Genomic DNA, 25,871 nt, shown 5'->3' with positions numbered 1-25,871 from the left:
TCGTGCCCGCTAGTCAGCGAGGAAGCTCTCCCCGTTCGGCGATGACACCGATCATGCGCTCGAGCGAGTAGACCGCGTCGCGGCTGCCACCCTTGATGTTCTCGTCGGTCTCGGCGAGCATCTGGATGCTGCGCCCCAAGCCAGCACCCGACCAGCCGGCCAGGTCTCGGCGGGCTCTGTCGATCTGCCACGGCGCGAGGCCCAGTTGGCCGGCGAGCTGGCCTGACCCTCCGCGCGTTCCGAGTACCTTGGCCATCGTGCGGAGCTTCATGGCGAACGCCGCGACCATGGGCACGGGATCGGCGCCCGAGGCGAGCGCGTGCCGGGCGAGCGCGAGCGCTTCGCCGTGCCTGCCCGCGATGGCCATGTCGGCCACCGCGAAGGCGCTGGCCTCGACGCGACCGCCGTAGTAGCGGTCGACCGTGGCCTCGGTGATCTCGGCCGATGCATCGGCGACGAGTTGCTGACAGGCGCTCGAGAGCTCGGCGAGGTCGTCGGAGAACGCGGCGACGAGCGCCCGCAGAGCGCCCGACGAAACGCGGCGCCCGGCGGCGCGGAACTCGGAGGAGGCGAACTCGTACCGCTCGGTGTCTTTCTTGAGCTCGGCGCAGACGATCTCGATGCCCCCGCCCGAACCGGAGCGGATGGCGTCGAGCAGCCGCTTGCCTCTGACGCCGCCGCCGTGGCGGAGCACCAGGTATGTGTCGTCTGCCGGGTTCTCGAGGTAGGAGATCGTCTCGCTGAGGAAATCGTCGGTGCACTTCTCGACGGACGACACCCGGATCATGCGGGGCTCGCCGAAGAGCGAGGGGCTTGCAACGGTGAGCAGCTCGCCCGGCGCGTACGACGACGCGTCGATGTCGGAGACTTCGAGGCTGGGGTCTTCGATCTTCAACAGCTCACGAAGCTGCCGGATGCTGCGCTCGGCGAGGAACGTCTCTGTGCCCGAGACCAGCACCACCGGCGCCGGGCGGACCTGCTCCCACGAGAGCTGCGGGATCGAGGCCTTGGCCGTTTGTTTTGCGCCGCGTGCAGTAGCCACGTGTCCTCACTCTGTCGATTCTCGTCTCGAGCCTAGTCGGCGGCACCGACAGAGCGGACGCGGCCGGGGCGGCTACCGCCTTCTCGCTCCATACGACGGTCTGGCCATTCTCGATCGACACCACGATCAGTCCCAGCTGATCCGTGCGGAAGACACGAGTGGCCGCTCCCGAGAGGATCTCGAGGATGCGATTGTTCGGATGCCCGTAGTCGTTGTCGGCGCCCACGGAGATGATTCCCGCCCGCGCGTGGATGCCGTCGTAGAGCTCTGCGCTCTGGTCGCCCGATCCGTGATGCGCCACCTTCACGACATCGACCCGCCCCAGCCGGCCCTCCGCCATCAACTGGGCCTGGTCGCTCTCGCCGAGGTCTCCGAGGAACAGGGCATCGACGTCACCGGAGAACAGGAGCGTGACGCTTGCGCCGTTGCCCCGGAGCGTGGTGTCGACGGTGGGCCAGAGCACCTCCCAGCGCAGTCGGCCGAGCACTCCCCTGTCGCCGCGTGCCGCCTGGTGCACCGCGGCCCCGGACTCGACGAGGCGGCTGACCACCGTCTCGTCGGATCGACCGTCGGTGGGGCCCACGAGCACCGCGTCGGCGCGATCGACCACGGCATCGAGACCGCCGATGTGGTCGAGGTCGAAGTGCGTGAGCACGAGGAGGTCGATGCGACCGATCTGCATCCGATCGAGACAGGCGCGCAGCGCGTCTGGATCAGGCCCCGTGTCGATGAGCGCGGTGACACCGTCGCTTCTGACCAGTACCGCGTCGCCCTGCCCGATGTCGCACGCGGCGATGCGCCAGTTCTGCGGCACGGACAGCCGGAGCGCGATGGTGCCGCCGACCAGCACCCCGCCGTAGACGCCGACGATCGCCGCGATCAGGAACACGGCCGCGAAACGACGTAGCCGAGGGGCGCCGGTGGCCAGAACGACCCAGAGCGCCAATGCCGTCAGCACCAGCACGAGTAGGGCGCCGATGAGTCCGGGCACCCAGGGCAGCCGCGCCCCCGGTGCGCCCGCGAAGAAACGTGCGACAGCACCGATCCAGGCGGCGGGCACCCAGCACAGCCATGCCGCCGGAACCGCGAGCGCCGGTATGAGCGCGCCCACCAGGCAGGCCAGCAAACCCACAACGGTGGCGACAGGGGCGGCCGGAGCCGCGAGCAGATTGGCCGGCACGCTGTAGGGAGCGATCGTGGGTGTGAGGAGGGCGAGCACCGGCTGACAGGCGAGTTGCGCAGCAAGCGGAACCGCGATGACAGCGGCGAGCCAGGTCGGCATCCACCGAGACAAGGCGGAGGTGAGGGGCCGGGTGAACAGAAGGAGTCCGGCCGTGGCGAGAGAAGACAGGGCGAAGCCGAAGCTGTGCGAGAGCCACGGATCGGTGACGATGAGGCTGATGACGGCCACACAGAGCACGGGCATGCCTCGAGCCGAGCGGGACGCACCCATCGACACGAGAACGATCCCCGCCATCGCGGCCGCGCGAATCACACTCGGTTGCGGCGTCACGAGGACGACGAAGAGCACCAGCACGGCGCCGGCCGAGCCGAGTCGTGCGCTGCGACGAAGACCGGCGAAGCCGGCGATCAGGAATGCACCCGCGATGACGATGGCGCAGTTCGCCCCGGAGACGGCGGTGAGATGACTGAGACCGCTGTCTTTCATCGCCTCGTCGAGCGACGCGTCGACCAGCGAGTCGTCGCCCAGAGCGAGGCCGGGCACGAGTTCTGCCCCGTCGCCGGGGAGGCCACGGGCTGCGTCGGCGAACCGGGCGCGCAACTCGGCTGCCCACGCGAGCTGCCACCCCGGCGGCCGGATCGTCTGCGGTCGCCCCTCTGCGAACGCGAGCCACGCCGTCTGCGATCCGTCATCGGTCGCGCGGAACATCGCATCGACACGGATCGTCGATCCGATAGCCGGTGCGTCGGCGGTGGCGAGGTCGTCGACGAAGAGCAGCACTCTCGTCGACGTGCGGTCGCTGCGGCCGGCAGTGTTCTGAATCCGGTGCAGGGTCGCCTCGAACCGCACCCCCGACACCGACTGGCCGGCGAATCCCGAGTGCGCGGTCTCTGACGGCGTTCCCACGACCTCGAGCTCGGCCGACAGCATCGCCTGCGTCTCGTCGAGAAGAAGCGGCGGCTCTCGGAGGGGCTGGAAGACGAGAACCGCCGACGCGATAGACGCGCCGATGCCGGCGCACACGGCGATCGTCGGGAGAGCGCTGCGTGCTGCTCGGAGTACTCGACCCCGACGAGATCTCTTCGGCGACGAGGGCCGCACTCGCCACAGCGCGAGCGAGACCGCCGTGCAGGCGAAGGCGGCGATCAGCACCGGCACAGCTGCAGCAGGCTGGCCCACCACAGCGAAGGCCACGCCCCAGGCGCACAGAGCAGGAAGCGTCAGGCGATGATCGGCCCACCGGGTCGAGGCCGATTGCCGTGCGCCATGCTGCGTCTCGGTCACACGACTGCCGCATCACGGAGTCCATCGAGAGTCTTCTGCCCGATTCCAGGCACCTCGAGCAGCTGGTCGATCGACGTGAACGGACCGTGCTCGTCTCGGTAGTCGAGGATCTTCTTCGCCGTCTCCGGACCGATGCGCGGCAGAGTCTCGAGCGCCGCGGAATCGGCGGTGTTCAGGTTGACGGCGGACGACCCGGGATCTCCCGACGTTGCGGCGCCGCCGCTCGGCGGAGGTGGTGGCGCCTCTCCAATGGCGGGTGCGTACACCTGCTCCCCGTCGGCTACGACGCGCGCCAGGTTGAGCTGGGCCGGATCGGCCGCGTCTGTGTAGCCTCCGGCGGCGGCGATCGCATCGACGATCCGTGCGCCCTCGCGCAGTTCGTACAGCCCCGGTCGCGCCACCGACCCGAGCACGTGCACATAAATCACCGGCGCATCGGCCCCGCCGCCGCCGCCACCGGGCTCCCCCGTCCCGTCGAACGAGGATCCGCTCTGTTCGGCCCCCTGGTCGGTCACGAGAACTTCGCTGCTGCCCCTCGGCGCCAGCGCTGAGACCAGCACCGCGACCACGAGCACGGCGAGCACGATGACGATGCCCGCCCCGAACCCGATGCTGAGCCGAGCCCGCGCCGGCGGCGGTGGTCCGGCATCCATGCCCTCACGGTAGGCGCGTGAGCGGCCCCGTGGCTCGGCCCGATGCCGCGCTGTGAACAGCACGCACGCCGGGGCGATTGGTGAGGAGAGGTGGCTAGCCGATATCAGCCGAGCGAGTGGCCCGCAGGCAGCGACAGCTCGAAACGACTACCCTCGCCGATGGCGCTTCGCGCGCGAAGTGAGCCACCCAACGCCTCGGCGAGGCCTCGAGCGATGGAGAGGCCCAGGCCCGTGCTCTGTCCTGCGCGAACACGAGACGGCTCGCCGCGCCACAGCCGATCGAAGACCCGGGGAAGGTCTGCTGGCGCGATACCCTCGCCGGTGTCGACGACGGCTATCCGCACCGTGCCATCGTGCATTGTCGCCACCAGGTCGACGCGCCCACCCGGCGGAGTGTGCCGCAGCGCGTTCGACAGCAGATTGTCGAGGATCTGGCGCAGCCGCGCAGGGTCGGTCACAAGAGGCAGAGATGGACTGGCCTCGACGTTCAGCGCGACACCGGAGGTCGTCGCGCGGGCTCGGTACGCTTCGGCGAGCTCTCGAACAACGGCAGCCGCGTCGCATCTCGTCCTCTCCAGCACGAGGTCTCCGGACTCCGCGAGCGAGAGGAGCTGCAGGTCTCCGGTGATCCGCTCCATGCGCCCCGCCTCGTCGAGCACGAGCCGACGGAGCGCCGCGTCGTCGAGACCGAGACCATCGTCTGCTGCCTCGACCCATCCGCGGATGTTCGTGAGCGGACTGCGCAGCTCGTGCGCGATGTCGCCGAGCAGTCGACGGCGCGACGCTTCGTGGCCGGCGATCTCGCTCGACATACGATCGAATGCGGCGCCGACTCCGGCAAGATCGTCGCGGGCGTGCATCCCCGTGCGGGCCTCGCGATCGCCAGCGCTGAAGCGATCGACCGCAGTCTCGAGTCGGCGCGCGCTGCGCAGGGTCGGCACGATGATGAGAGCCGCCGCCGCAGACAGGAGCGCCAGCAGCACAACGACGAACACGGCGACGCGGGCGATCGACCCGGGACTCGCATCGAGCGGGCCCCGAGCGTCGCCTCGCTGGTCGGTGAGCACGATGTTCACGGCGGGTGCCGTGGTCACCCTCGACTGTTCGATACGCGCCTGCACGAGGCAGTCGTCGGCCGCGTCGCCACCGGTCGGAACGGTGCGGAACGCGAGATTCGCCGGGCCGCTCGACAGCGTCAGGTCGAGTTCGACGTCGGAGACGAGTGGTGCGTCTGCGGCGAGCAGGCAGGCGTTCGTGCGATCACGAAGCTGGTCGAGGGCGGCTCGCTCGCTCGGCAGCGGAGCGTTCAAGGCGGCACGGCCGCAATCCGGCGCATCCTCGTAGCCGTTGACCACGCGGCGACCGGTCGCCCACACAGCCGTTCCGACGACCGCATCGCCCAGACACTCCACGACAGCGCTCGCCTGCCGCGTGAGTAGCTCGCGTTGCGCCTCGTCAAGCACAAAAGCCCCGCTCGCGCCCCCGTTCACCTGCACCTCGAGCGTCACGGGGTCGACCACGGGTTCGAGCGGGTCGAGCAGTCGGGTGGAGCCTTCAGGACGGGGCAGCCCGGGCGCGGTGTCGGCGATCACCGCTCCCGTGCCGTCGATCACCGCGATGCGACGCCCCGTCTCGTGACTGAGCTGGAGGAGAGTGGGTCCGACGTCGCGCCAGTCGGCGTGGCTCCCGGCCCAGGTCCTGAGCGCGTCCACCACCTGCTCGTCTCGCACGAATTCATCGCCGGACGTCTGCTGGTCGAAACGGTACTCCGAGGTCTGCGCGAGCCAGACAGTGCCGCCCACCGAGGCGAGCACGAGCAGCAGCCCGGCCGCGAAGTAGCGGATGAGCATTCGGGGCACGCGCCGAGCGCCCTCGGCTGCGCTTCTCGTCGTCGTGCCCATGTCGTATGCCATGCTCTCATCGACCTCCGCCACGACGCGCATCCGCCCCCTCTGTTGCTGCATCACTCGGTCAGGTTGCCGCGAGCGCCGCGGTCGGCGATTGCCGAGCGGCGCGCACCGAGGGCGCGAGTCCGGCGACCGCGCCCGTGCAGAGAGAGGCGGCAATGCCGTACAGGACCGTCTGCAGCGGAACCACCAACGGCCAGCCCTGGTGGCCGCTCCAGGCGGCAGTGCCCAGCAGACCGAGCAGCACCCCGGCAGCCCCACCCAGAGCGCACAGCACGATCGCCTCGACAAGGAACTGCGCCTGGATCTGACCACGGTGCGCGCCGAGCGCGCGGCGGAGACCGATCTCCCGACGCCGTTCGAGCACCGAGACGAACATGGTGTTGGCGATGCCGATGCCCCCGATCACGAGAGCGACCGCGGCAAGAGCGAGAAACAGTCCGTCGAAACTGTCGCGGGCAGCCTCCTTGGCTGCGAGCACGGCGGATGGTCGACTCACCTGCACCAGTCCGCTCGCGTCGGGCGAGAGGGTCGCGGCGACGACGGGACGCAACGCTTCGATCGAGGCCTCGATACCGGTGACGTAGGCGGCGGTGGGCGCGCCGTCGAAGCCGAGCCAGCGCTGCGCGGCAGCATCCTCGACCAGAACAGCCGACTGCAGATCGGCGGAGAGCGGGGTCTCAGCAAGCACCCCGACGACCGTGAACGCAACGCCCCCGACATCGATCGTCACCGGCCGGTCGGGAAGCTCCGCCAGGCCGAGTCGCTCTGCGGCGTCTATGCCGAGCACTGCCGTCGGGAGATCGCTGCCGTCGAGCCAGCGGCCGGAGGTCACGTCTGCTCGCAGCACTCCCACGAAGTCGCCGCGAACGGCGAGCGTGGTCACCCCGCTCTCGGGGTAGCTGCGCAGCTCGTTGCTGCGCACGGGGGCGTGCGTGTTGCCGACGGATGCGGCACCGGTCACCGTTCCGATTCGCTCCAGCATGCCGACGGCCTCGGCCGGAAACGGCACGAGCTCGCCGTCGACGCCTGCCCGGGGATCGGCGCGGAGCAGGTCTGCGCCGAGCGCGGTGAGCGTCTTGTCGAGCGCGGCCTGCGACGATGCGGGCACCGCGGTGACGGTCACCAGCGTGGCGATGCCGATGGCGACGCCGATTGCCGAGAGCACGGCGCGCAGGGGTCGTGTACGGAGCCCGACGGTGCCGACCTCGATCAGGTCGCGGAGGTCGAGGCGGGGGCGGTGCTCACGCATGGGCCACCGCCTCGGAGTCGGTGACGATCCGTCCGTCGAGCAGCTCGATGCGCCGCGGCAGTCGCGCGGCAAGCTCGACATCGTGCGTGATCACGACGACCGTGGTGCCCTCGTCGTGCAGGTGCTCGAGCAGAGCGAGCACGCGTTCACCGTTGGCCGTATCGAGGGCACCCGTCGGCTCGTCGGCGAGAACGACGAGCGGATCGGTCACGATCGCGCGGGCGATGGCGACTCGCTGCCGTTCACCGCCGGAGAGGTCCTGTGCCGCATGCCGGATGCGGTGGCCGAGTCCGACGCGCTCCAGCGCTGCGCGGGCGAGGCCGCGGCGTTCGCGCCGGGGCACCCCGCTGTAGAGCAGTGCGGTCGCGACGTTCTGCTCGGCGGTGACGCCGTCGGTCAGATGGAAGCCCTGGAAGACGAACCCGATCGTGCTGCCCCGCAGGGCGGACAGCTGTCGGTCCGTGAGGTCGCGGGTGTCGACGCCGCCGATGCTCACGGTCCCCGCGGTGGGCCGGTCGAGGGTTCCGAGTACGTTGAGCAGCGTCGACTTGCCTGCACCGGAGCGTCCCACTATCGCGACGAGGTCTCCGGCGTCGACCTGCAGCGACACATCGTCTAGGGCGGCTACACCGCCGGGATGGATGCGGCTGACGTGGTCGAGCTGCAGCGCAGGAGTCGTCATCGTGCCGACACCACCGCCATGCCGGCGTCGATTCCTGCGCCGCTCACCTCGACGAGATCGTCGGCGATGAGACCCAGCTCGACTCTGTGAAGCGCACCCCGTTCATCCTGCAGCGCATAGCCGCCTTCCGCGAGGGCCACGAGCGAGGCCACCGGCGCGATCACCACGTCGTCCACCGTCTTGGTCACGACACGCACGGTGACAGCTGCGGCATCCACGCCGTCGAGAGCCGCCTGATCGTCGATCGCGACCACCGCGTGGACCTTCGCCTCGACCCCTTCGCCCGTCGTCGTCACCGTGACGAGAGAACCCTCGACGGTGCGCCCGTCTGGCAGTTCTACCGTCGCTCTGGCCCCCACCCCGATCACTCCGGCATCCTGGGCCGGCACCGATGCCTCGACGATCCTCGTCGTTGCCGTGACCGTGAACGGCTGGCCGGCTGCCGCATCACCCAGGCGAGCGGACACGGCGGCGATGCGGCTCGGCGCACTCAGGACGATCACATCGGCGGGGCCGAGCACGCCGGTGCGCTCCAGATCGAGGGACTCCTGCCAGTCACGCACGGCTTCGGCGAACTGCGGCCCTGTCACGAAGGTCGCCGGGTCGCTGTGACGCAGATGTCCGAGCTCCATCAGGTTCGCGGCGAGCATGCTGACGTCGGCCCCTTTCAGCCCCGAGCCGTCGACCGCTCGGTAGAGCGGAACGTCACCGACGAGCACCGGTACGGCACGCTCGTTCGCGCGCAGTGCCACCGACCCACGGACGAGCTGCTCGCCGACAGCGGGCAGTTTGGTGATGACTCCCTCGGCCTTGGCGGTCACCGGCGCGGCGGCTCCGAAGCTGACGGCGCCGTCGAGTCGAGCAGTCTGCGTGAGTGTGCCGCGCTCGACGACGACGGTGACCGGAGCCGCCGATTTCTCGGTGGGGGCAGTGTCATCGACAGGGTGGAGCAGCAGGACAGCTGCCGCGCCACCCACGGCCAGGGCCAAACAGAGCGCGAGCGTGCTGACGAGCACGGTGCGACGCCGGGAGCGCGTCACGGGGCGACTCCCTCGGATGCGGTGGCCATGCAGGCGTCGATGTGCTGCATACCCAGAGAGATCGATGCGGAGTCGTTGCTCTCGCCTCCGAGCGCCACGGCGATCCGACCGAATTGATCGGCCTCGCCGATCTCGACCTCCCGGACCCCGTGGCCGCGCAGGCAGTCCACGACCGTCTGCACGAAGCGCAGCGCATCCGGGTTCTGCGCGTCCAGCTCCCACGGCGGAAGCGGCGCCAGACGCGAGCAGATCGCCTCCGCCTCGGCAGAACTGTCGGTATCGACCGCAGCCGAGCTGCTGCCGCTCGTGTCGTCGCCCTCCTCCGAGGTGCTCTGCGGGGCCGAGGTGTGGTCGTCGATACAGCGATCACGCGGCCTCCACGCGGCCTCTCCCTCCTCGTCTGTCATGTCGAGGCGCTCCCGAACGGGCTCGCCGTAGGTGGCGAAGAGAGGGTCTACGCTTGCCGTCGGCACCGGAGAGCCGGTCTCCAGCGTGGCGACTCTCGAATCGCCCCCCGTGTCGTGTTCAGCCGCGGGGGCGGAACACCCAACGAGCATCGTCAGCAGCGCAACGCCGCCCACTGCGGCGGTCAGGGATCGGTGTGTGGTGCGAAGCACGGTTCCTCCTCGGATTATGAGTGGCTGTAATCCACGCTCGTCGCCGGATGTGAGGGACTTGTGAGCGATCGGTGCCGAGCCCGACCGCGTATCGGTCCCATGCATAGGATCAGAGCGTGACCCGAGTCTTGATCGTCGAGGACGATGCGCTGCAGTCCGAGCTCATCCGTCGCTACCTCGAACGAGAGGGGCACGACGTGACGGTGCTGGCCGACGGCGCCGAAGCACTCTCCGAGGTGCGCCGCTCCGCGCCCGATCTGCTCGTACTCGACGTGATGCTGCCCGGGGCCGACGGCCTCACGGTCTGCCGCACGCTGCGCGAGGAGGAGTTCGAACTCCCCATTCTGCTGCTCACCGCGCGCTCCACAGAGAACGATCTACTCCTCGGGCTCGAGCTCGGCGCCGACGACTACCTCGCCAAGCCGTACAGTCCTCGCGAGCTCGTCGCGCGGGTCCGAGCACTCTTGAGAAGAGCCCGCCGAACCGGGCCCACCTCGACGATCATCGCCGTGGGCGACCTCGAGATCGATCCTGAGCGGCATCGGGTCACGGTGTCAGAACGACTTCTCGACCTCACCCGAGCAGAGTTCGACCTACTCGAGGAGTTCGCCCTGCACCCCGGCATCGTGCTCAGTCGTGCCCACCTGCTTGATCGCCTCCACGGCACCGATCGCTGGATCGGCGGCCGCACGATCGACACCCACGTCAAGAATCTGCGAGCCAAGATCGAGACCGATCCGCAGAACCCGGCCCGGCTCGTCACGGTCTACGGGGTCGGGTACGCCCTCCACGCGGGGTGAGGTCAGCGCGGCGTGCGGCGCCGCTCACGGCGTGTGTCGACGGCCAGCACCGCCGCCGCGACGAGCAGGATGACGCCGACCGGAATCATGATCCAGTTCATCGTGAGCGCGGGAACGAGCACGCCGAAGTACACGCCGAATCCCGTCAGCAGCACGAGCGCGGTGTTGCGGTAGGCGTCCACTCGGCGACTCCCGCTAGGCCGCCGGCTTCGTCGCGATGCTGACGACGCGCGGGGCCCGCACGACGACGTTGACGATCTCACGATCGCCGATCGCACGCTGCACGGCGGCGGATGCCCGGGCCATCGCCTCGAGATCGCTACCGGCGATCGTGGGCGGCACCTCGAGCCGGTCGCGCACCTTGCCGTCGACCTGCACGACCGCGGTCACCGATTCCTCGGTGAGCAGCGCAGGATCGGCTCCGCGCCAGCCGTAGCCGGAGATCGTGGCCGGGTAGCCGAGTCGCTCCCACATGTCTTCTGCCGTGTAGGGCGCGAAGAGGCTGAGTCCGAGCGCGATCGTCTCGACGGCCTCGCGCACGGCCGGGTCGCCGCCGCCCGGGCCCTTGTCGACGGCCTTGCGGGTCACGTTGACGAGCTCCATGATGCGGGCGACGACCACGTTGAACTTGAACGCCTCGATGAGGCCGGGCGCCTCGGCCAGGAAGCGGTGGGTGACCCGGCGCAGGGCGATGTCGCCGTCGCGCCAGTTGACCTCGGGCTTGCTGGTGACGTCTCCGGCCAGCCTCCACGCGCGGGCGAGGAACTTGGAGGATCCGGCGGGCGACACGTCCGCCCAGTCGATGTCGTCTTCCGGAGGGCCGGCGAACGCCATCGTGAGCCGCACGGCGTCGACACCGTGCTCGTCGAGCTGATCGCTCAGCTGCACGATGTTGCCCTTCGACTTCGACATCGCCGAGCCGTCCATCAGAACCATGCCCTGGTTCAGCAGCGCGCTGAACGGCTCGGTGAACGAGACGAGTCCCAGGTCGAACAGCACCTTGGTGATGAAGCGCGCGTAGAGCAGATGCAGGATCGCGTGCGTGACGCCGCCCACGTACTGGTCGACGGGTGCCCACTTGTCGACGTCTTTCGGGTCGAAGGCCTTCTCGCTGTCGTGCGGGTTGAGGAAGCGCAGGAAGTACCACGAGCTGTCGACGAAGGTATCCATGGTGTCGGCGTCGCGCAGCGCCGGGGTGCCGTCGACGGGGTTGGTCACGTTGACCCAGTCCTCTGCGGCGCCCAACGGAGAGCTTCCGCGCGGCTTGAGGTCGAGACCGTCGCTCGGCGGCAGCAGCACGGGCAGCTGGTCTTCGGGAACAGGAATCTCTTCGCCGTTCTCGCCGTGGATGATCGGGATCGGCGTACCCCAGTAGCGCTGGCGCGAGATCAACCAGTCGCGCAGGCGGTAGTTCTTGGCGGGGCGGCCGGCGCCCTGCTGCTGCAGGATCTCGATGGCCTTCTTGATGGCGTTGACCTTCGAGAGCCCGTTCAGCGGGCCGGAGTTCATGAGACGCCCGTCGCCCGCGAGCGCGACTCCCGTGACGGCGGGGTCGTAGCTGCCGAAGTTCGGGTCGTCGAGCATCTCGTCGGTGATGATCGGGATGGCGCCGGTCGCGGGTGCGGTGACGTCGACGACCATACGGATCGGCAGGTCGAAGGCGCGGGCGAAGTCGAGGTCACGCTGGTCGTGGGCGGGAACGGCCATGACCGCACCGGTGCCGTAGTCGGCCAGCACGTAGTCTGCGGCCCAGATGGGCATGCGCTCTCCGTTGACCGGGTTGATCGCATAGCGCTCGAGGAACACGCCGGTCTTGGGGCGGTCGGTGGCCTGGCGCTCGGTCTCGGTGCTCTTCTGCACGGCGGTGAGGTACTGCTTGAACGCGTCCTGCACCTCCGGCGTCGACTCTGCCGCGAGTTCGATCGCGAGATCGGAGTCGGGGGCAACGACCATGAAGGTCGCGCCGAAGAGCGTGTCGGGCCGGGTGGTGAACACGGTGACGGGCTCGTCGCGCCCCTCGACGGCGAAGTCGACGTCGGCACCGATCGAGCGTCCGATCCAGTTGCGCTGCATGCTCAGCACCTTCGACGGCCATGAGCCCTCGAGCTGGTTGAGGTCGTCGAGCAGACGGTCGGCGTAGTCGGTGATCTTGAAGTACCACTGGGTGAGCTTCTTCTTGACGACCACCGCGCCGCTGCGCTCCGAGGTGCCGTCGGGTAGGACCTGCTCGTTGGCGAGCACGGTCTGGTCTACCGGGTCCCAGTTGACCCAGCTGGCCTTGCGGTAGGCGAGACCCTTCTTGTACATCTGCAGGAACAGCCACTGATTCCACTTGTAGTACTCGGGATCGCTGGTGTGCAGCACGCGGTCCCAGTCGAACGAGGCGGCGTAGCGGCGCATGCTGCGCTTCTGCTGTTCGATGTTGTCGTAGGTCCACTGGCGCGGGTCGAGGCCGCGCTTGATCGCGGCGTTCTCGGCGGGCAGGCCGAAGGAATCCCAGCCGATGGGGTGCAGCACGTTGAAGCCCTGCTGGCGCCAGTAGCGCGCGATCACGTCTCCCAGCGCATACGCCTCGGCGTGGCCCATGTGCAGGTCGCCCGATGGGTAGGGGAACATGTCGAGCACGTACTTGCGCGGGCGCTTGTCGCCCTCGAGGTCGGTCTTGAAGGGCTGCATCTCGTCCCAGCGAGGCAGCCACTTGTTCTGGATGGCGGCGAAGTCGTAGTGGAGGGCCGGGTCGTTGCGGGGGTCGTACTGCTCGGCGCTCGTCGTTTCGATGGTCACGCGACTCTCAATTCCTGCTTGGGTTCGGCTGCTGGGCCAAGATCGCCGCGATACACAGCCCGTCGATGCACGTCAGACGCGTGACACGGGGGCGCGGCAGCAATCCATCGTACTAAACCTGCCCGCACCGTATCGTTGAGCACGTGGATGCGACCATCACCAGCGCCGACGGCGTCACCCGTTGCGGCTGGGCTCATTCCGCGCCGGAGATGCTGCCCTATCACGACGAGGAGTGGGGCAGAACGCTGCACGGCGACCAGCCGCTGTTCGAGAAGCTCTGCCTCGAGGCATTCCAGTCGGGGCTCTCGTGGATCACGATCCTGCGCAAGCGCGAGGCCTTCCGCACCGCCTTCACCTCGTTCGATATCGACCGTGTCGCCGCATTCGACGAGGGCGATGTGGAGCGCCTCATGGCCGATGCCGGCATCGTGCGGAACCGCGCGAAGATCACCGCCTCCATCGCCAATGCCCGGGCGACGAAGGCCCTCGTCGACCCGCAGCCGGGGGCGCTCGACTCCCTGCTCTGGAGCTACGCTCCCCCACGGCGCACGGTCGCGCCGGAGTCGTATTCCCAGGTCCCCGCGTCGACGCCGTTCTCGACCTCCGCGAGCGCCGCACTCAAGACGCTCGGCTTCCGCTTCGTCGGACCCACCACGATGTACGCGCTCATGCAATACGCGGGCCTGGTCAACGATCACGCCGCCGGCTGCCATCTGGCCGTGGGTGAACCGGGCGCGCTCTAGCCCGAATCGCCGCTACAGGCCGAGCGCATCCAGCAGTGGACCGGCCTTGACCCGGGTCTCTTCGACCTCGTCGTCGACGATCGAGAGGGCGGTGATGCCGCCGCCCGTGCCGATGGATGCGCCGCGTGGCGTGAGCACGACGCTGCGGATGACCATCGCCAGGTCGAGCGCGTCATCGAGGCCGATGTATCCGAAGACGCCGGCGTAGATGCCGCGGGCGCCGCCTTCCAGCCTGTTCAGGATGCGCATGGCGCTGATCTTGGGAGCCCCGGTCATCGACCCCGCGGGAAACAGCGCGGCGATGGCGTCGAGCGAATCGGCCTCGGGAGCGAGCCGGGCTGTGACCGTGCTGACGAGCTGGTGAACGGAACTGTAGCTCTCGACCGCCAGCAGGCTGGTCACCTCGACCGATCCGAGCTGCGCCACCCGCGAGAGGTCGTTGCGCATCAGGTCGACGATCATGAGGTTCTCGGCCCGCTCCTTGTCGCTGGCGAGCAACTCCTCTTTGAGCCGCTCGTCGTCGACGACGTCCACTCCGCGCGGACGCGTTCCCTTGATCGGTTTCGTCTCGACGGCGCCAGAGGAGTCGATGCGCAGAAAACGCTCGGGGCTGGCGCTCACGAGTGCGACGTCGTTGATGCGCAGATACCCGCCGTGGTGGCTCGCGTGAGCGGCGCGCACGGCGATATAGAGACCGAGAGGGTCGGGGTGCACCTCGGCGGTGATCTCGTTCGTGAGGCAGAGCTGGTAGGCGTCTCCCCTTCGGATCGACTCCTGACACTCGCGTACCAGCCGCGCGTAGTCGTGCGCGTCGTGCCTCCACCGGGCGGCTGTCGCCTCGGCGGGCTGCCGGATGCGGTCCGCTTGTGCAAGAGGAAATGGCGCGAGCACCGGCGCGCGTCCGAGACGGAGGGCGTCGAGACGGCGCGCGGTGCGCTCGAGCCAGCCCTCGGCATCCGGTTCGCCCTCGAGCGCGAGCAGCGTGACCGTGCCCGACCGGTGATCGAAGGCGATCGCGCGGGTCACCCACAGCAGAGCCGCGCCGGGCGTCGTCGCCGAGGCCGTGTCGACCCCGAGCTCGACCGCGCCGAACTCGTACGACAGCCAGCCGACCCAGCCGAGTGCGAATCCCTCGGACGCGCCGCTGACCAGGTCGACCCCGCGTCGGCGTTCGCGCAGATCGTGGATCAGCCCGGGCAGGTCTGCCGGGGCATCGATCGGGTCTCCGGCGCCGAGGTAGCTCGTGCCCGAGGCCGCGTCACGACCGGAGTCGAGCCAGAACGCGTTCGGCTCACGACCGTAGACCTCGATGAACACCCGCTCGGGATCGACCCAGTGCTCGAGTGCTCTGGTGACGACGCGGCGGGACACTGTAATAGCGTAGGCCGTGTGATCGCGCCCCGCTTCTTCGTCTGGACGGGGCGAGAACTGGCAGAGACGCCGGATGTTCCGGCTCACGACGGCGTGTTCGTGGCCGACAGCTGGCTGGTCGCCGACGGGGGCGTGCGGGCCCTGCAGCTGCATCGCGACAGATTCCTTCCCGGCGTCGCATCGGAGACGAGCATCGACTCGCTCGCCGCAGAGGGCTTCTGGCAGGCGGCGGTCGATGCGCTCCCCCACACGGGCGAGTGGTTTCCCCGCGTCGAGGCGCTGCGCACGGACGCCGGGCCGACACTCTCCTTCCGCCTGCGCCCCGCACCCCCGCTCGGGGCCTCGGTACGCGTGGCGTCGCTCGACGAGGGCGACCCGCGAACGGTCGCCACGGTTAAAGGTCCCGACCTCGACCGACTCGGCGCGCTGAAGAGCGAGGCAGCGCAGAACGATGTCGACGAACCGATCATCGTCTCGGCCGCGGGCCACATCGTCGACGGAGCCACGAGCGCGGTGCTGTGGTGGCGCGGAGAGCGGCTGTTCGCTCCCTCCGCGTCGCTCAGCCGTGTCGACAGCGTGACCGCCAAGTCCATCCGGCTTCTCGCCACGGCCACGGGCATCACGACCGGAGAGGAGTTCGCCGCCCCGGCGGATCTCTCGGGGTGCGAGGTCTGGGTGGTCAACGCGCTGCACGGTATCCGGGTCGTGACGTCGTGGCGGAACGGACCGACGCTCGGTCGCACCGCCGGACGAGCGGCCGCGTGGCAGCGCCGACTCGACGCCCTCGTTCGGCCGCTCCCCTAGCCTCGTCAGCCCAGCCGCAGACGAGCCGTTATCAGCTCGGCAGGAACGGGCAGGTGGCTGATGATCACCACCGCGCGTCGGCCGTCGGGGTCGGCGGATGCGGACAGCAGGTCTCGCAGCAGAGCGTCTGCTCGGCCCGGGTCGACATTGGCCGTCGGCTCGTCGAGCACGAGAATCGGGAAGTCTGCGAGCAGCGCGCGGGCCAGGGCGATGCGCTGCGCCTGTCCACCCGACACGAGCGATCCCCGCTCGCCCACCCGGGCATCCAGACCGCCGCGCTGCTCGAGCCACTCCGACAGCCCCACCCGTTCGAGCACGGCGATCAGCTCGTCGTCGGACGCGTCGTCTCGGGCGAACAGCAGGTTCTGCCGAATCGACTCGTCGAACAGGTACGGCGTCTGCTCGCTGAGCCCGATCGTGCGCCGCACCTCGGCGAGGGGCAGGCTGCGCGCGTCGACGCCGCCGAGGCGGTACGAGCCCTCGAACTCGAGGAAGCGCACCAGGACGTGCGCGAGCGTGGTCTTTCCCGATCCGCTCGGGCCGGTCACCAGGATGCGGTCGCCCGGCGACACGGTGAGGTCGATTCCCCGAATGGCCGGCGACGACTCGTGCGGCCACGAGGCCGAGACGCTCCGAAGCTCGATCACCGCGTTCGCCGGATCGACCGTTCGGTGCGCGTCCGCTGCACGGTCTGTCGGAATCTCCGGCGGCACGATCTCCGGCACGGCTGAACCGATGCGCTCGGCGCTCGAACGCACCTGGCGGAGCGCCGACAGCGCGAGCGGCACGCTCGAGATCACCTCGAAGACGGCGATCGGCACCAGCGCGATGATCGCGAGCACCGGCCCGTCGAAGCCCGCGGTTCCGAGCGCGGGGATGCCGACGAGGAGCGCGGCGATGCTCGCCGCCCCCGCCAGCAGAGACAAGATGCCCGTGGCGACGCCGGTGCCCGCCGCGCTCGAGAGCACGGCGCGGGTCAGCCGCGCGTCGGCGCGTTCGACCGCGGCTAGCCGGGAGCCGGTGGCGTCGAAGGCGGTGAGCACGTCGAGGTTCACGACGGTGTCGAGCACTTCGTCGGCGAAGGCGCCCCGGAGCGGGGCGATCGACCGCTCGGCGCGCGCCGCGATGAGGCTGTTGGCCGCGGTTCCCACGAGCGCCGCGAGCACGAGCGCGACCAACAGGGCGAGGCCCGCCGGAGGAAGCAGGATCCACACCGTGATGACGCTGGTGGCGGCCACGGCCCCCGAGATCAGCAGCGGCTGAACGACTCGCAGGGGCAGGTTCTGCAGCTCGTCGACGTCGGCGGTGAGTCGAGTCAGGAGGTCTCCGCGTCGCGTGCCGGTGAGTCCGTCGGGGGCGATCGGCACGAGGGGCTCGTAGATGCCGACCCGCAGCGTCGCCAGGGTGCGGAACGCGGCATCGTGGCTCGCGAGACGCTCGGCGTAGCGGAAGCCGGCTCGCCCGAGAGCGAAGGCCCGAACGCCGACGATCGCCATGTTCAGGTAGAGGATGGGCGGCATCTCGGCGGCACGCGTGATGAGGTAGGCCGAGGTCGCGAGCAGACCGACCGCGCAGAGGGCGCTCAACAGTCCGAGCAGGGCTCCGGGGGCGAATCGCCTGGCGCTCGGCTGCGCGAGGCGCAGAATCTCGCTCGTGCGCATCAGGCGACCATCGCAGCCGGCTCGAGCGCAAGGATGCTGTCGGCGGCACGGGCGACCGCCTCGCGGTGCGTCACGACGACGAGGGTGAGCGTCGTGCTCTCTCTGAGGGCGCGAAGCCCCTCGACGAGTCTCGCTTCCGACAGTTCGTCGAGGGCCGAGCTCGGCTCGTCGAGCACCAGAACAGACGAATGCCGCTCGAGCGCGCGATAGACCGCGCGAGCGATCGACACCCGCTGCGCCTGCCCGCCCGACAGGCCCGCCCCGGCGACCCCGAGCATCCGGTCGAGGTCTATCTCGTCTGCCGCGGCGACGGCGAGCGCTCGCGCGGCCAGCGCGCGATCGGGCGAGCGGCTTCCGAGGGTCACGTTCTCGAAGACCGAGCCCTCGAGCAGTCCGGAACGCTGCCCGCACCACGAGATCCAGTCGAGACCGGTCGCGCCGACCTCGATCTCGCGCCCGCCGAGGGCGACGACGCCCGTGTGCCCGACGAAGCCGAGGAGCGCGGCGACGAGCGTGGACTTGCCGACCCCGGACGGGCCGGTGATGGCGGTGAAGCTGCCCTCGGGGAACTCCGCGTCGAGGGGCCCGATCACGGGCCGGTCGCCGTATGCCGCACCGAAGCCCGTCAAGACGAGCGCGCCTGCCGATGCGCGATCAGGCGTGGCAGCGACCGCCGTCGCGGGCGCGGCGGACGACTCCGCGTCGAGGATCTCGAAGACGTCGTCGGCCGCGGCGACACCGTCTGCCGCGGCATGGAACTGCGTTCCCACCTGGCGCAGCGGCAGGAAGGCCTCGGGCGCGAGAAGCAGCACGAAGAGCCCGACGGAGAGGCCCAGCGAACCGTCTATCAGGCGCAGCCCGACCGAGACGGCGACCACGGCGACCGCGAGACTCGACACGAGTTCGAGAACGAAGCCGCTGAGGAACGAGACCCGCAGCACCTTCATCGTCTGCACGCGATACTGCTCGGTGACACTGCGGATGCGCTCGGCCTGGCGTGCCGCGCGCCCGAACAGCGTCAGCGTGGCGAGACCCCCGACGACGTCGAGGAAGCCTGTGGAGAGGCTGTTGAGCAGACGCCACTGCTTCTTCTGCACGGTCTGCGTCGCCCACCCGATGAGGACCATGAAGACGGGGATGATCGGGAGTGTCAGCACCACGCCAAGGGCGCTCGGCCAGTCCTGGAGAAAGATCACGAGAACGACGACCGGCGTGGCGATGGCGGTGAGGATGAGCTGCGGAAGATAGCGGGAGAAATAGGTGTCGAGGGCATCGAGACCGGGACCCGTGACGGTGGCTACCGACGTCGCGTTCCGCTCGGCCATCCACCCCGGGCCCAGCCGGGTGACGGCAGAGAGCACGCGGGAGCGCAGCTGGCTCTTGACCCGGGCGGCGCCTCGGGTGCTCGTGACCTCGGCGATCCAGAGCAGCAGTGCGCGCGCCGCCACGACGCCGGCGAGTGCCGCGATCAGCGGAGCCAATTCGTGAAGGCCCTGTCCGTCGATCGCTCGCACGATGACCTGGCTGAGAAACCAGGCGAAGCCCACGATGCAGGCGGTCTGGGCCAGCCCGATCAGCGCACCCGCCGCCAGGAATGCCCGGGCTGCTCTGGCATAGCCGAGCAGCCGGGGATCGAGAGGTTTCACTCGTCTAGTGTGCCGCCTGCGCACCCTCGATGTGCGCACGGGTGATCCTCTTGCGGAACACCCAGTATGTCCAGCCCTGGTAGGCGAGGATCAGCGGGAGCGCCACGAGGGCCACCCAGGTCATGACCTGCAGCGTGTAGGCCGACGACGAGGCGTTCGCGATGGTGAGGCTGTTGGCCGGGTTGTTCGAGGCCGGCATCACATCGGGGAAGAGCGAGAGGAACAGGCTGAGTACGGCGAACGCGACGGTCGCCGCCATCGCGCCGAACGCCCACCCCTCGCGCCCCCGCGCGTTGGCGAGCACGGCGGAGATCAGCGTGACCGCAGCGACCAGAGAGAGCACGGCCGACCAGAAGGTGCCGTACGCCAGGGTCGTCCACAGGAGGAAGGACGCGGCGACGACGATCGTGAGCAGCCCCGAGCGGCCGGCCAACCGCCGGGCTCGTCGCTGCAGCTCCCCGTCGGTCTTCAACGAGACGAACAGCGTGCCGTGCGTGAAGAAGAGCAGCAGTGTGGTGAGCCCGGCGAGGAGCGCGTAGGGGTTCAGGAGGTCGAAGAACGACCCGGTGTAGTTGAAACCCGAATCGAGCGGAACACCGCGGACGATGTTGCCGAACGCGACGCCCCACAGGAAAGCGGGGACGGCAGAACCGATCACGATCATGGCGTCGAATCGGCGCTTCCAGGCGGCCTCCGGCCGCTGGTGGCGATACTCGAACGAGACACCGCGCAGAATGAGCGACAAGAGGATCAGGAGCAGCGCCAGATAGAAGCCCGAGAACAGGGTCGCGTACCACTCGGGGAACGCCGCGAACAGCGAGGCGCCGGCGACGATCAGCCAGGTCTCGTTCAGATCCCAGATCGGGCCGATCGTGTTGATGATGACCCGGCGGTCGGTGTCGTCTTTTCCGAGGAACGGAATCGACATTCCGACGCCGAAGTCGAAGCCGTCGAGAACGAAGTACCCGATGAAGAGGAATGTGATGATTCCGAACCAGACGATCGTGAGGTCCATGATCAGTACACCGTCGTTTCCTGGCGTCGCACGCCTGTCTCGGGATGGGGTTCGGGAAGGTCGTCCGGGCCCTTCTGGGCAGCCTTCTTGATGAGCTTGAACTCGACGACGGTGAGAGAGCCGTAGATGAGGGTGAAGGCGATCAGAGAGATCAGCACCTCGAGGCCGGTGACGTTCGGCGAGACGCCGTCAGCCGTCTTGAGCAGGCCGAACACGAGCCACGGCTGCCGGCCCATCTCGGTGAAGACCCAGCCCATGATCATGGCGCCCAGCGAGAGCGGGAAGCTCCAGATCGCGGCCTTCCAGATCCAACGGCCCCAGCGGCCCGCGAACAGGCGGGCGCCGAGGGCGCTCTTCTTTCGGGTCAGCACCAGACCGACGAACGCGGTGAACACGTGCAGAACGCCGAGCGCGATCATCCACCGGAACGCCCAATAGGTGACCCAGATGGTGGGCGTGTAGTCGCCGGGGCCGTAGAGCTGAACGTACTGAGCCTGAAGATCGTTGATGCCTTCGACGGTGCCGTCGAAGGTGTGCGTCGAGAGAAAAGAGAGCAGGTACGGGATGCGGATCGAGAACAACTCGCTCGAGCCGTCGGGCGTGCCGAGGGTGAAGATGCTGAACGAGGCGTCGGCTCCCGTCGATGTCGTGTACATCGCCTCCGCGGCCGCCATCTTCATGGGCTGCGTCTGCACCATGGCGAGGCCGAGCGAGTCGCCGGTCAAGACGGTGAGAGCACCCGCGATCATCATCATCCACAGGCCGAACTTGAGCGCCGGGCGCATGGTGTCGAGGTGCTGATTGCGCGAGAGGTGCCAGGCGGCGACGGTGATGATGAGACCGGCGGCGACCATGAAGCAGGCGAAGATCGTGTGGGGGAACGCCGCGAGCGCCACCTTGTTCGTGAGGAGTGCCCAGATGTCGGTGAGTTCGGCACGCCCCTTCGCCTCGTTGATGTCGTAGCCCACCGGGTTCTGCATGAACGCGTTGGCGGCGATGATGAAGTAGGCCGAGAGGATGCTGCCGACCGCGGTCGCCCAGATGGTGGCCAGGTGCAGGCCGCGCGGCAGCTTGTCCCAGCCGAAGATCCAGAGACCGATGAATGTCGCCTCGAAGAAGAACGCGAGCAGGCCTTCCATGGCGAGCGGCGCTCCGAACACGTCGCCCACGAACCGCGAGTAGTCGGACCAGTTCATTCCGAACTGGAACTCCTGCACGATTCCCGTGACGACGCCCATCGCGAAGTTGATGAGAAAGAGCTTTCCGAAGAACTTTGTGAGCTGCAGATACTTCTCTTTGTCGGTGCGCACCCACGCGGTCTGGAACAGCGCGACGGTGAGCGCCATGCCGATCGTGATGGGTACGAAGAGAAAGTGGTAGACGGTGGTGAGGCCGAACTGCCAACGCGACAGGAGCAGTGGATCGAGCCACTCGTTCATGGAGAGTTCCCCTTCGGAAGTAGACTTCTACACAACGTAGAAATCCTTCTTCTACAGAGCGTAGAACATATCGAAACGAAAAGGTAGTCTTGTCGCATGATCACTCTCGGCGTACTCGAGCGTTCGGTGATGAACGCCCTGTGGGAGTCCCCCGACGGCCTCTCCGCCCCCGAACTCGGCGAACGGCTGGTGGCAGCCGAGGCTCCCGCCAAGCGTCGCGAACTCGCGACGACCACTCTGCTCACCGTGCTCTCGCGCCTCGAGAGCAAGGGCTTCGTCTCGCGCAGCCGCGCCACCAGGCCGCACCGATATCACGCGGTCAACTCGCGGTCTGAGCACACGGCCGAGCTCATGCACGAGGTTCTGCAGCTCGCGCCCGATCGAGACGACGCTCTCGCCCGTTTCGTCGGTGGGGTCTCACCGACCGAAGCCGAAACGCTTCGCCGCCTCCTCGCATCCCGCGGCACCGGTAACTGACGGTGACCGGAGCCTGGATCGGGCTCGCGGTTCTCGCCCTCGCTCTGGCGTGGCCCGTTCCCATCGCCCTGTCGAAAGCGGCGTGGCCCGCCCGCGCCCCGGGCACCGCGTTGGCGCTGTGGCAGGCGGTTGCCCTCTCCGGTGGTCTCTCGATGATCGGGGCACTGTTGGCGTTCGGCCTGACGCCCTTCGAGAACGACCTGGGGATCGCATCGACACTCCTCTCCGGCCACCTCCTCGACGGCCCCGTGCCCGCTCAGGCCGGCGCCTTGCAGATCGTCTCGCTGGCCGGGGCCGTGGTGCTCGGAGTTCACCTGGTGCTGAGTCTCGCGACCACGGCGGCCAACACCGCCCGCGAGCGCCATCGGCATCGAGCACTGATCGAACTCCTCAGCTCGCCGCTTCAGGGCAGCCCCGGAACGCGCATGCTGGATTTCCCTGCACCCGTCGCGTACTGCCTTCCCGGCGTGCGCTCGATCACGGTGCTCACCGAGGGCCTGGTTCGGGTTCTGGATGCCGCGCAGCTCCGGGCCGTGTTGGCCCACGAGCGGGCGCACCTCCGCCAGTATCACCATCTCGTGCTGCTCGCCTTCAAGGCGTGGAACATCGCGCTCCCGTGGTTTCCCATCGCGAACCGCGCCGAGAAGGCCGTCGCCCTCCTCGTCGAGATGCTGGCGGACGACGACGCTCGTCGCGAGGTAGACGACGCCTCGCTCGCCACGGCGATCGCCATCGTCGGCTCCCCCTGGAGAGACGGCGACCCCGCGTCCGCACCTCTCCCGTCAGACGAGATCGTGCCCGAGGCCGATCCCGAGACACTCGGGGCACGGGTATCGCGTCTGATCTCCCCACCCGACTCTCTCTCCCGGGCAGCTCGCGCCCTCGTGCTCACGACCGGGGTCGTCCTCGTCGCCGTGCCCGTCGCCGTGCTCGTCGCCCTGCTGTGATCGGGCGCATCCCCAGGTCATCGACACCGACAGGTCATAGGCTCGGGGCGTGAACGAGATTCTCAGTTGGATACTGGACACGGTGTCCGGCGTCGATCCCGTGTGGCGCACCCTCATCGCGGGTGTCGCCATGCTGCTCGAGACGAGCATCCTGCTCGGTCTCATCGTTCCGGGCGACACCGTACTGCTCGTCACCGCCACCGGAGTGCAGGGCCCGGTGCAATACGTCGCGCTCGCCCTGGCCTCCATCGTCGGCGCACTCGGCGGCGAGAGCATCGGATTCATGCTCGGTCGCTACTTCGGCCCGCGGATCCGCCACTCGCGGCTCGGGCGACGAATCGGAGAGCGGCACTGGCAGCGGGCAGAGCGCTACCTCGATCGCCGCGGAGGCATCGCCGTGTTCCTCTCCCGCTTCCTCCCCGTGCTGCACTCTCTCATCCCCGTCACCGTGGGCATGAGCACGATGACCTACCGCCGATTCATCGCGTGGACCTTGCCCGCCTGCATCCTGTGGTCGTTCGCCTACGTCACCGCCGGCTCGGTCGCCGCCGGCAGCTACCGCGAGCTGGCCGACCGCCTACACTTCGCGGGGTACATCTTCGTGGCCGCCATCGTGGTCTTTGTCATCGTTGTGATCATCGTGAAGAAAGTCATCGCGCGCGGTGAGGAGAGGCATATGAATGACGCACCAGACTCCCCCGATTCCCCTGACTCCGCCGAGCGGGGCGCACTCCCCCGCTGAGGCGGCCGACGACTACTCGTCGATCGGATATCGTCCCGACGCGGCCATCCGTTGGGGTCTGCCTCAGTTCGCCATCGGGATCGGTCTGTTCGTCGCGATCCTCATCGTGGTCAACGCCGTCGCCCTGTTCGTGCCGCGCGCGGCGCAGAGCCCGCTGCTCTTCGCGGCTGTGCTCGCGGGGTACGGTGCGCTGTTCCTGTCGGCCCTCCATGCAGCGCGTTCACGGGGAACCGGCTCACTCGCTCGGGACTTCGGCCTGCGCTTTCGGCCGGTCGACCTGGCCACCGGGCTCGGCGTGGGGATCGCGGCGAAGATCGTCGGCGTCATCATCGCGATTCCGTTGGTCGGGCTGACCGGCGGCGTGCCGACGAGCAATGTGCCGATGCAAAGCGATCTCGTCTGGATCGTCCTCAATACCGTGGTCGCCACCACCCTTGTGGCTCCCCTCGTCGAGGAGCTCTTCTTCCGTGGGCTGCTGCTGCGGGCGATCAGAAACGGTGTGTTGCGCGGCCGGGCATCGCACCCGCGCACTGCTCCGCCTTCCGCGGCTCGGGCGCGCAGCGCCCTGCTGGCCAGCATTCTGATCTCGTCAGTGGCCTTCATGGCCATGCACCTGTATCAGGCGCCCGATCTGACCACACTCCTCGTGCTCGGCACCTCGACGCTCGTTCTCGGGCTGGCCAATGCCGCGCTCGCGACCCGTACTGGTCGTCTGGGCCCCGGCATCGTCGCGCACATGGTGTTCAATGGCGTGGCTCTTCTGGGTTTTTTCGCCACCAGTAGATGACGCCCGCTCCACGAACGAGCGGGCCCGTCGACCTCGGTCGACGGACCCGCTCGTGGTGACAGAAGGCTTAGAAGAGCTTCTTCTCGGCGAGCCACGCCTTGGCGATGACCTCGGCCGATTTCTGGTCGTTGACGCTCTGCGAGTTCAACTCGACGAGATCGTCTTCGGTCAGCGCACCGTTGACCTTGTTGATGACGTCTGCTGCCTTGTCGTCGACCTTCTTCGACGCGACGGGCACGACGTTGTCGGCCACGAACAGGCCATCGGGGTCGGTCAGAGCGACGAGGTTGTTCGACTTGATGTTGGGGTCGGCCGTGTAGATGTTGCCCAACTGGATCGTGTTGTCGACGAGCGCCTTCACGGTCAGGGGTCCGCCCGAGTCCTCGATCGACTGGAAGGTCGTGTCGATTCCGTACTTCTCCTTGAGCGTTGCCGGGCCGTAGGGGCGGGTCTCGAGCTCCGCGTTGCCGCCGACGACGATCGGAGTCGTGACGTTCTTCAACGAGGCGATGTCGGTGAGCTTGTTCTCGGCCGCGTAGGCCTCGGTCACCGTGTACGAGTTCTGGTCACTCGCCTCGGACTTGTCGAGCGCGCGCAGGCCGTCGGGCAGAGCCGCCTCGAGCTCGGAGTAGACATCGTCGCTCGTCGTCGCCTTCGTGTCGGGCTTGAGCGCCTGCAGCAGACTGCCGCTGTAGTCGGGGAACAGGTCGATCTTGCCCGCCTCGATCTCGGGAAGGTAGACCTCACGCTGACCGATGCGGAACTGGCGGTCGACGGTGTAGTCGTTGGCCTCGAGCGCCTGGGCGTAGATCTCGGCGATGATCTCGTTCGAGTAGTAGTCCTGCGAGCCGATCACGATGGAGTCGGTGCTGGCCGCATCAGTGGATCCGGCGTCCAGCGGATCGGATGTTGCACACCCTGCCAGTGCCACCACGGCACCGACCGCGATAACGCTTGCGACGATCCGGCCCTTCCTAATGTTTGCTGTGAACATC

23 protein-coding genes are annotated in these 25,871 nt (G+C 68.5%); 7 read left to right on the top strand and 16 right to left on the bottom strand.

Features of this window, described 5'->3' with window-relative positions; all coding sequences use genetic code 11:
- Positions 1-13: 13 nt before the first annotated feature.
- The 8 genes from holA to ASF79_RS05670 form a co-directional block, all read right to left on the bottom strand.
- Positions 14-1,000 (bottom strand): DNA polymerase III subunit delta, encoded by a 987-nt coding sequence (gene holA / locus ASF79_RS17660; protein WP_235480507.1) that lies wholly within the window; start codon positions 998-1,000, stop codon positions 14-16.
- Complete coding sequence (locus ASF79_RS17030; protein ID WP_082495695.1) at positions 900-3,509, bottom strand: ComEC/Rec2 family competence protein; 2,610 nt, start codon at positions 3,507-3,509, stop codon at positions 900-902. Before ASF79_RS17030 ends, holA begins: the two co-directional genes overlap by 101 nt.
- Entirely contained in the window at positions 3,506-4,162 is a 657-nt protein-coding gene (locus ASF79_RS05695; protein ID WP_055852752.1) for a ComEA family DNA-binding protein, read from the bottom strand. Before ASF79_RS05695 ends, ASF79_RS17030 begins: the two co-directional genes overlap by 4 nt.
- Before the next feature lie 104 nt (positions 4,163-4,266).
- On the bottom strand, positions 4,267-6,126 hold the full coding sequence (locus tag ASF79_RS05690) for a sensor histidine kinase (RefSeq protein WP_082495694.1): 1,860 nt from the start codon (positions 6,124-6,126) through the stop codon (positions 4,267-4,269).
- 7 nt (positions 6,127-6,133) lie between these two features.
- Positions 6,134-7,321, bottom strand: a complete 1,188-nt coding sequence (locus ASF79_RS05685; protein ID WP_055852746.1) for an ABC transporter permease — start codon at positions 7,319-7,321, stop codon at positions 6,134-6,136.
- Positions 7,314-8,003, bottom strand: coding sequence for an ABC transporter ATP-binding protein (locus tag ASF79_RS05680; RefSeq protein WP_055852742.1), 690 nt, complete (start codon positions 8,001-8,003; stop codon positions 7,314-7,316). Before ASF79_RS05680 ends, ASF79_RS05685 begins: the two co-directional genes overlap by 8 nt.
- Positions 8,000-9,043 (bottom strand): peptidoglycan-binding protein, encoded by a 1,044-nt coding sequence (locus ASF79_RS05675; protein WP_055852739.1) that lies wholly within the window; start codon positions 9,041-9,043, stop codon positions 8,000-8,002. The genes ASF79_RS05680 and ASF79_RS05675 overlap by 4 nt, the downstream gene beginning before the upstream one ends.
- Positions 9,040-9,660, bottom strand: a complete 621-nt coding sequence (locus tag ASF79_RS05670) for a hypothetical protein (RefSeq protein WP_156366169.1) — start codon at positions 9,658-9,660, stop codon at positions 9,040-9,042. The genes ASF79_RS05675 and ASF79_RS05670 overlap by 4 nt, the downstream gene beginning before the upstream one ends.
- A 116-nt stretch (positions 9,661-9,776) precedes the next feature.
- On the opposite strand from ASF79_RS05670, the gene ASF79_RS05665 reads away from it, so the two are divergent.
- The gene (locus ASF79_RS05665; protein ID WP_055852731.1) at positions 9,777-10,460 is read left to right on the top strand and encodes a response regulator transcription factor; all 684 of its coding nucleotides are present in this window, start codon (positions 9,777-9,779) and stop codon (positions 10,458-10,460) included.
- Positions 10,461-10,462: 2 nt separating this feature from the next.
- Here ASF79_RS05665 and ASF79_RS05660 read toward each other — a convergent pair whose 3' ends face one another.
- Positions 10,463-10,642, bottom strand: a complete 180-nt coding sequence (locus tag ASF79_RS05660) for a hypothetical protein (protein ID WP_055852725.1) — start codon at positions 10,640-10,642, stop codon at positions 10,463-10,465.
- A gap of 13 nt (positions 10,643-10,655) precedes the next feature.
- Positions 10,656-13,136, bottom strand: coding sequence for a leucine--tRNA ligase (gene leuS, locus ASF79_RS05655; RefSeq protein WP_442853851.1), 2,481 nt, complete (start codon positions 13,134-13,136; stop codon positions 10,656-10,658).
- 251 nt (positions 13,137-13,387) lie between these two features.
- Between leuS and ASF79_RS05650 the strand changes: the two genes are divergently transcribed.
- The gene (locus tag ASF79_RS05650) at positions 13,388-13,987 is read left to right on the top strand and encodes a DNA-3-methyladenine glycosylase I (RefSeq protein WP_200933529.1); all 600 of its coding nucleotides are present in this window, start codon (positions 13,388-13,390) and stop codon (positions 13,985-13,987) included.
- Positions 13,988-13,999: 12 nt separating this feature from the next.
- On the opposite strand, the gene ASF79_RS05645 is transcribed toward ASF79_RS05650, so the two are convergent.
- Positions 14,000-15,358, bottom strand: a complete 1,359-nt coding sequence (locus ASF79_RS05645; RefSeq protein WP_055852716.1) for an anthranilate synthase component I family protein — start codon at positions 15,356-15,358, stop codon at positions 14,000-14,002.
- Positions 15,359-15,376: 18 nt separating this feature from the next.
- Here ASF79_RS05645 and ASF79_RS05640 point away from each other — a divergent pair, with 18 nt between their 5' ends.
- Positions 15,377-16,162 (top strand): aminotransferase class IV, encoded by a 786-nt coding sequence (locus ASF79_RS05640; RefSeq protein WP_055852714.1) that lies wholly within the window; start codon positions 15,377-15,379, stop codon positions 16,160-16,162.
- Between the two features lie 5 nt (positions 16,163-16,167).
- Here the strand turns inward: ASF79_RS05640 and cydC are convergent, their stop codons facing one another.
- The 4 genes from cydC to ASF79_RS05620 are packed head-to-tail and all read right to left on the bottom strand — an operon-like array spanning position 16,168 to position 21,923.
- Entirely contained in the window at positions 16,168-17,823 is a 1,656-nt protein-coding gene (cydC, locus tag ASF79_RS05635) for a thiol reductant ABC exporter subunit CydC (protein WP_055852711.1), read from the bottom strand.
- Positions 17,823-19,469: a thiol reductant ABC exporter subunit CydD gene (cydD, locus tag ASF79_RS05630; RefSeq protein ID WP_055852709.1), complete on the bottom strand. Its 1,647-nt coding sequence runs from the start codon at positions 19,467-19,469 to the stop codon at positions 17,823-17,825. The genes cydC and cydD overlap by 1 nt, the downstream gene beginning before the upstream one ends.
- Before the next feature lie 4 nt (positions 19,470-19,473).
- A complete protein-coding gene (gene cydB, locus ASF79_RS05625) occupies positions 19,474-20,484 on the bottom strand; it encodes a cytochrome d ubiquinol oxidase subunit II (protein ID WP_055852706.1) in 1,011 nt (336 codons plus the stop codon).
- A 2-nt stretch (positions 20,485-20,486) separates the two neighbouring features.
- Complete coding sequence (locus ASF79_RS05620; RefSeq protein ID WP_055852702.1) at positions 20,487-21,923, bottom strand: cytochrome ubiquinol oxidase subunit I; 1,437 nt, start codon at positions 21,921-21,923, stop codon at positions 20,487-20,489.
- Positions 21,924-22,019: 96 nt separating this feature from the next.
- On the opposite strand from ASF79_RS05620, the gene ASF79_RS05615 reads away from it, so the two are divergent.
- The 4 genes from ASF79_RS05615 to ASF79_RS05600 are packed head-to-tail and all read left to right on the top strand — an operon-like array spanning position 22,020 to position 24,876.
- The gene (locus ASF79_RS05615) at positions 22,020-22,400 is read left to right on the top strand and encodes a BlaI/MecI/CopY family transcriptional regulator (RefSeq protein ID WP_055774399.1); all 381 of its coding nucleotides are present in this window, start codon (positions 22,020-22,022) and stop codon (positions 22,398-22,400) included.
- A gap of 2 nt (positions 22,401-22,402) precedes the next feature.
- Entirely contained in the window at positions 22,403-23,347 is a 945-nt protein-coding gene (locus tag ASF79_RS05610) for a M56 family metallopeptidase (RefSeq protein WP_082495692.1), read from the top strand.
- Positions 23,348-23,396: 49 nt separating this feature from the next.
- Positions 23,397-24,089 (top strand): DedA family protein, encoded by a 693-nt coding sequence (locus ASF79_RS05605; protein ID WP_055852696.1) that lies wholly within the window; start codon positions 23,397-23,399, stop codon positions 24,087-24,089.
- Positions 24,028-24,876, top strand: a complete 849-nt coding sequence (locus tag ASF79_RS05600) for a CPBP family intramembrane glutamic endopeptidase (RefSeq protein ID WP_055852693.1) — start codon at positions 24,028-24,030, stop codon at positions 24,874-24,876. The genes ASF79_RS05605 and ASF79_RS05600 overlap by 62 nt, the downstream gene beginning before the upstream one ends.
- A gap of 67 nt (positions 24,877-24,943) precedes the next feature.
- Here the strand turns inward: ASF79_RS05600 and ASF79_RS05595 are convergent, their stop codons facing one another.
- Positions 24,944-25,870, bottom strand: coding sequence for a glycine betaine ABC transporter substrate-binding protein (locus ASF79_RS05595; RefSeq protein WP_055852689.1), 927 nt, complete (start codon positions 25,868-25,870; stop codon positions 24,944-24,946).
- Between the last annotated feature and the right edge of the window lies 1 nt (position 25,871).

Origin of the sequence: Agreia sp. Leaf335, assembly GCF_001423605.1 — a bacterium.
Classification (GTDB): Bacteria; Actinomycetota; Actinomycetes; order Actinomycetales; family Microbacteriaceae; genus Agreia.
Note: the sequence above shows the minus strand (reverse complement) of the source record. Positions and strands in the feature narration are given on the sequence as shown.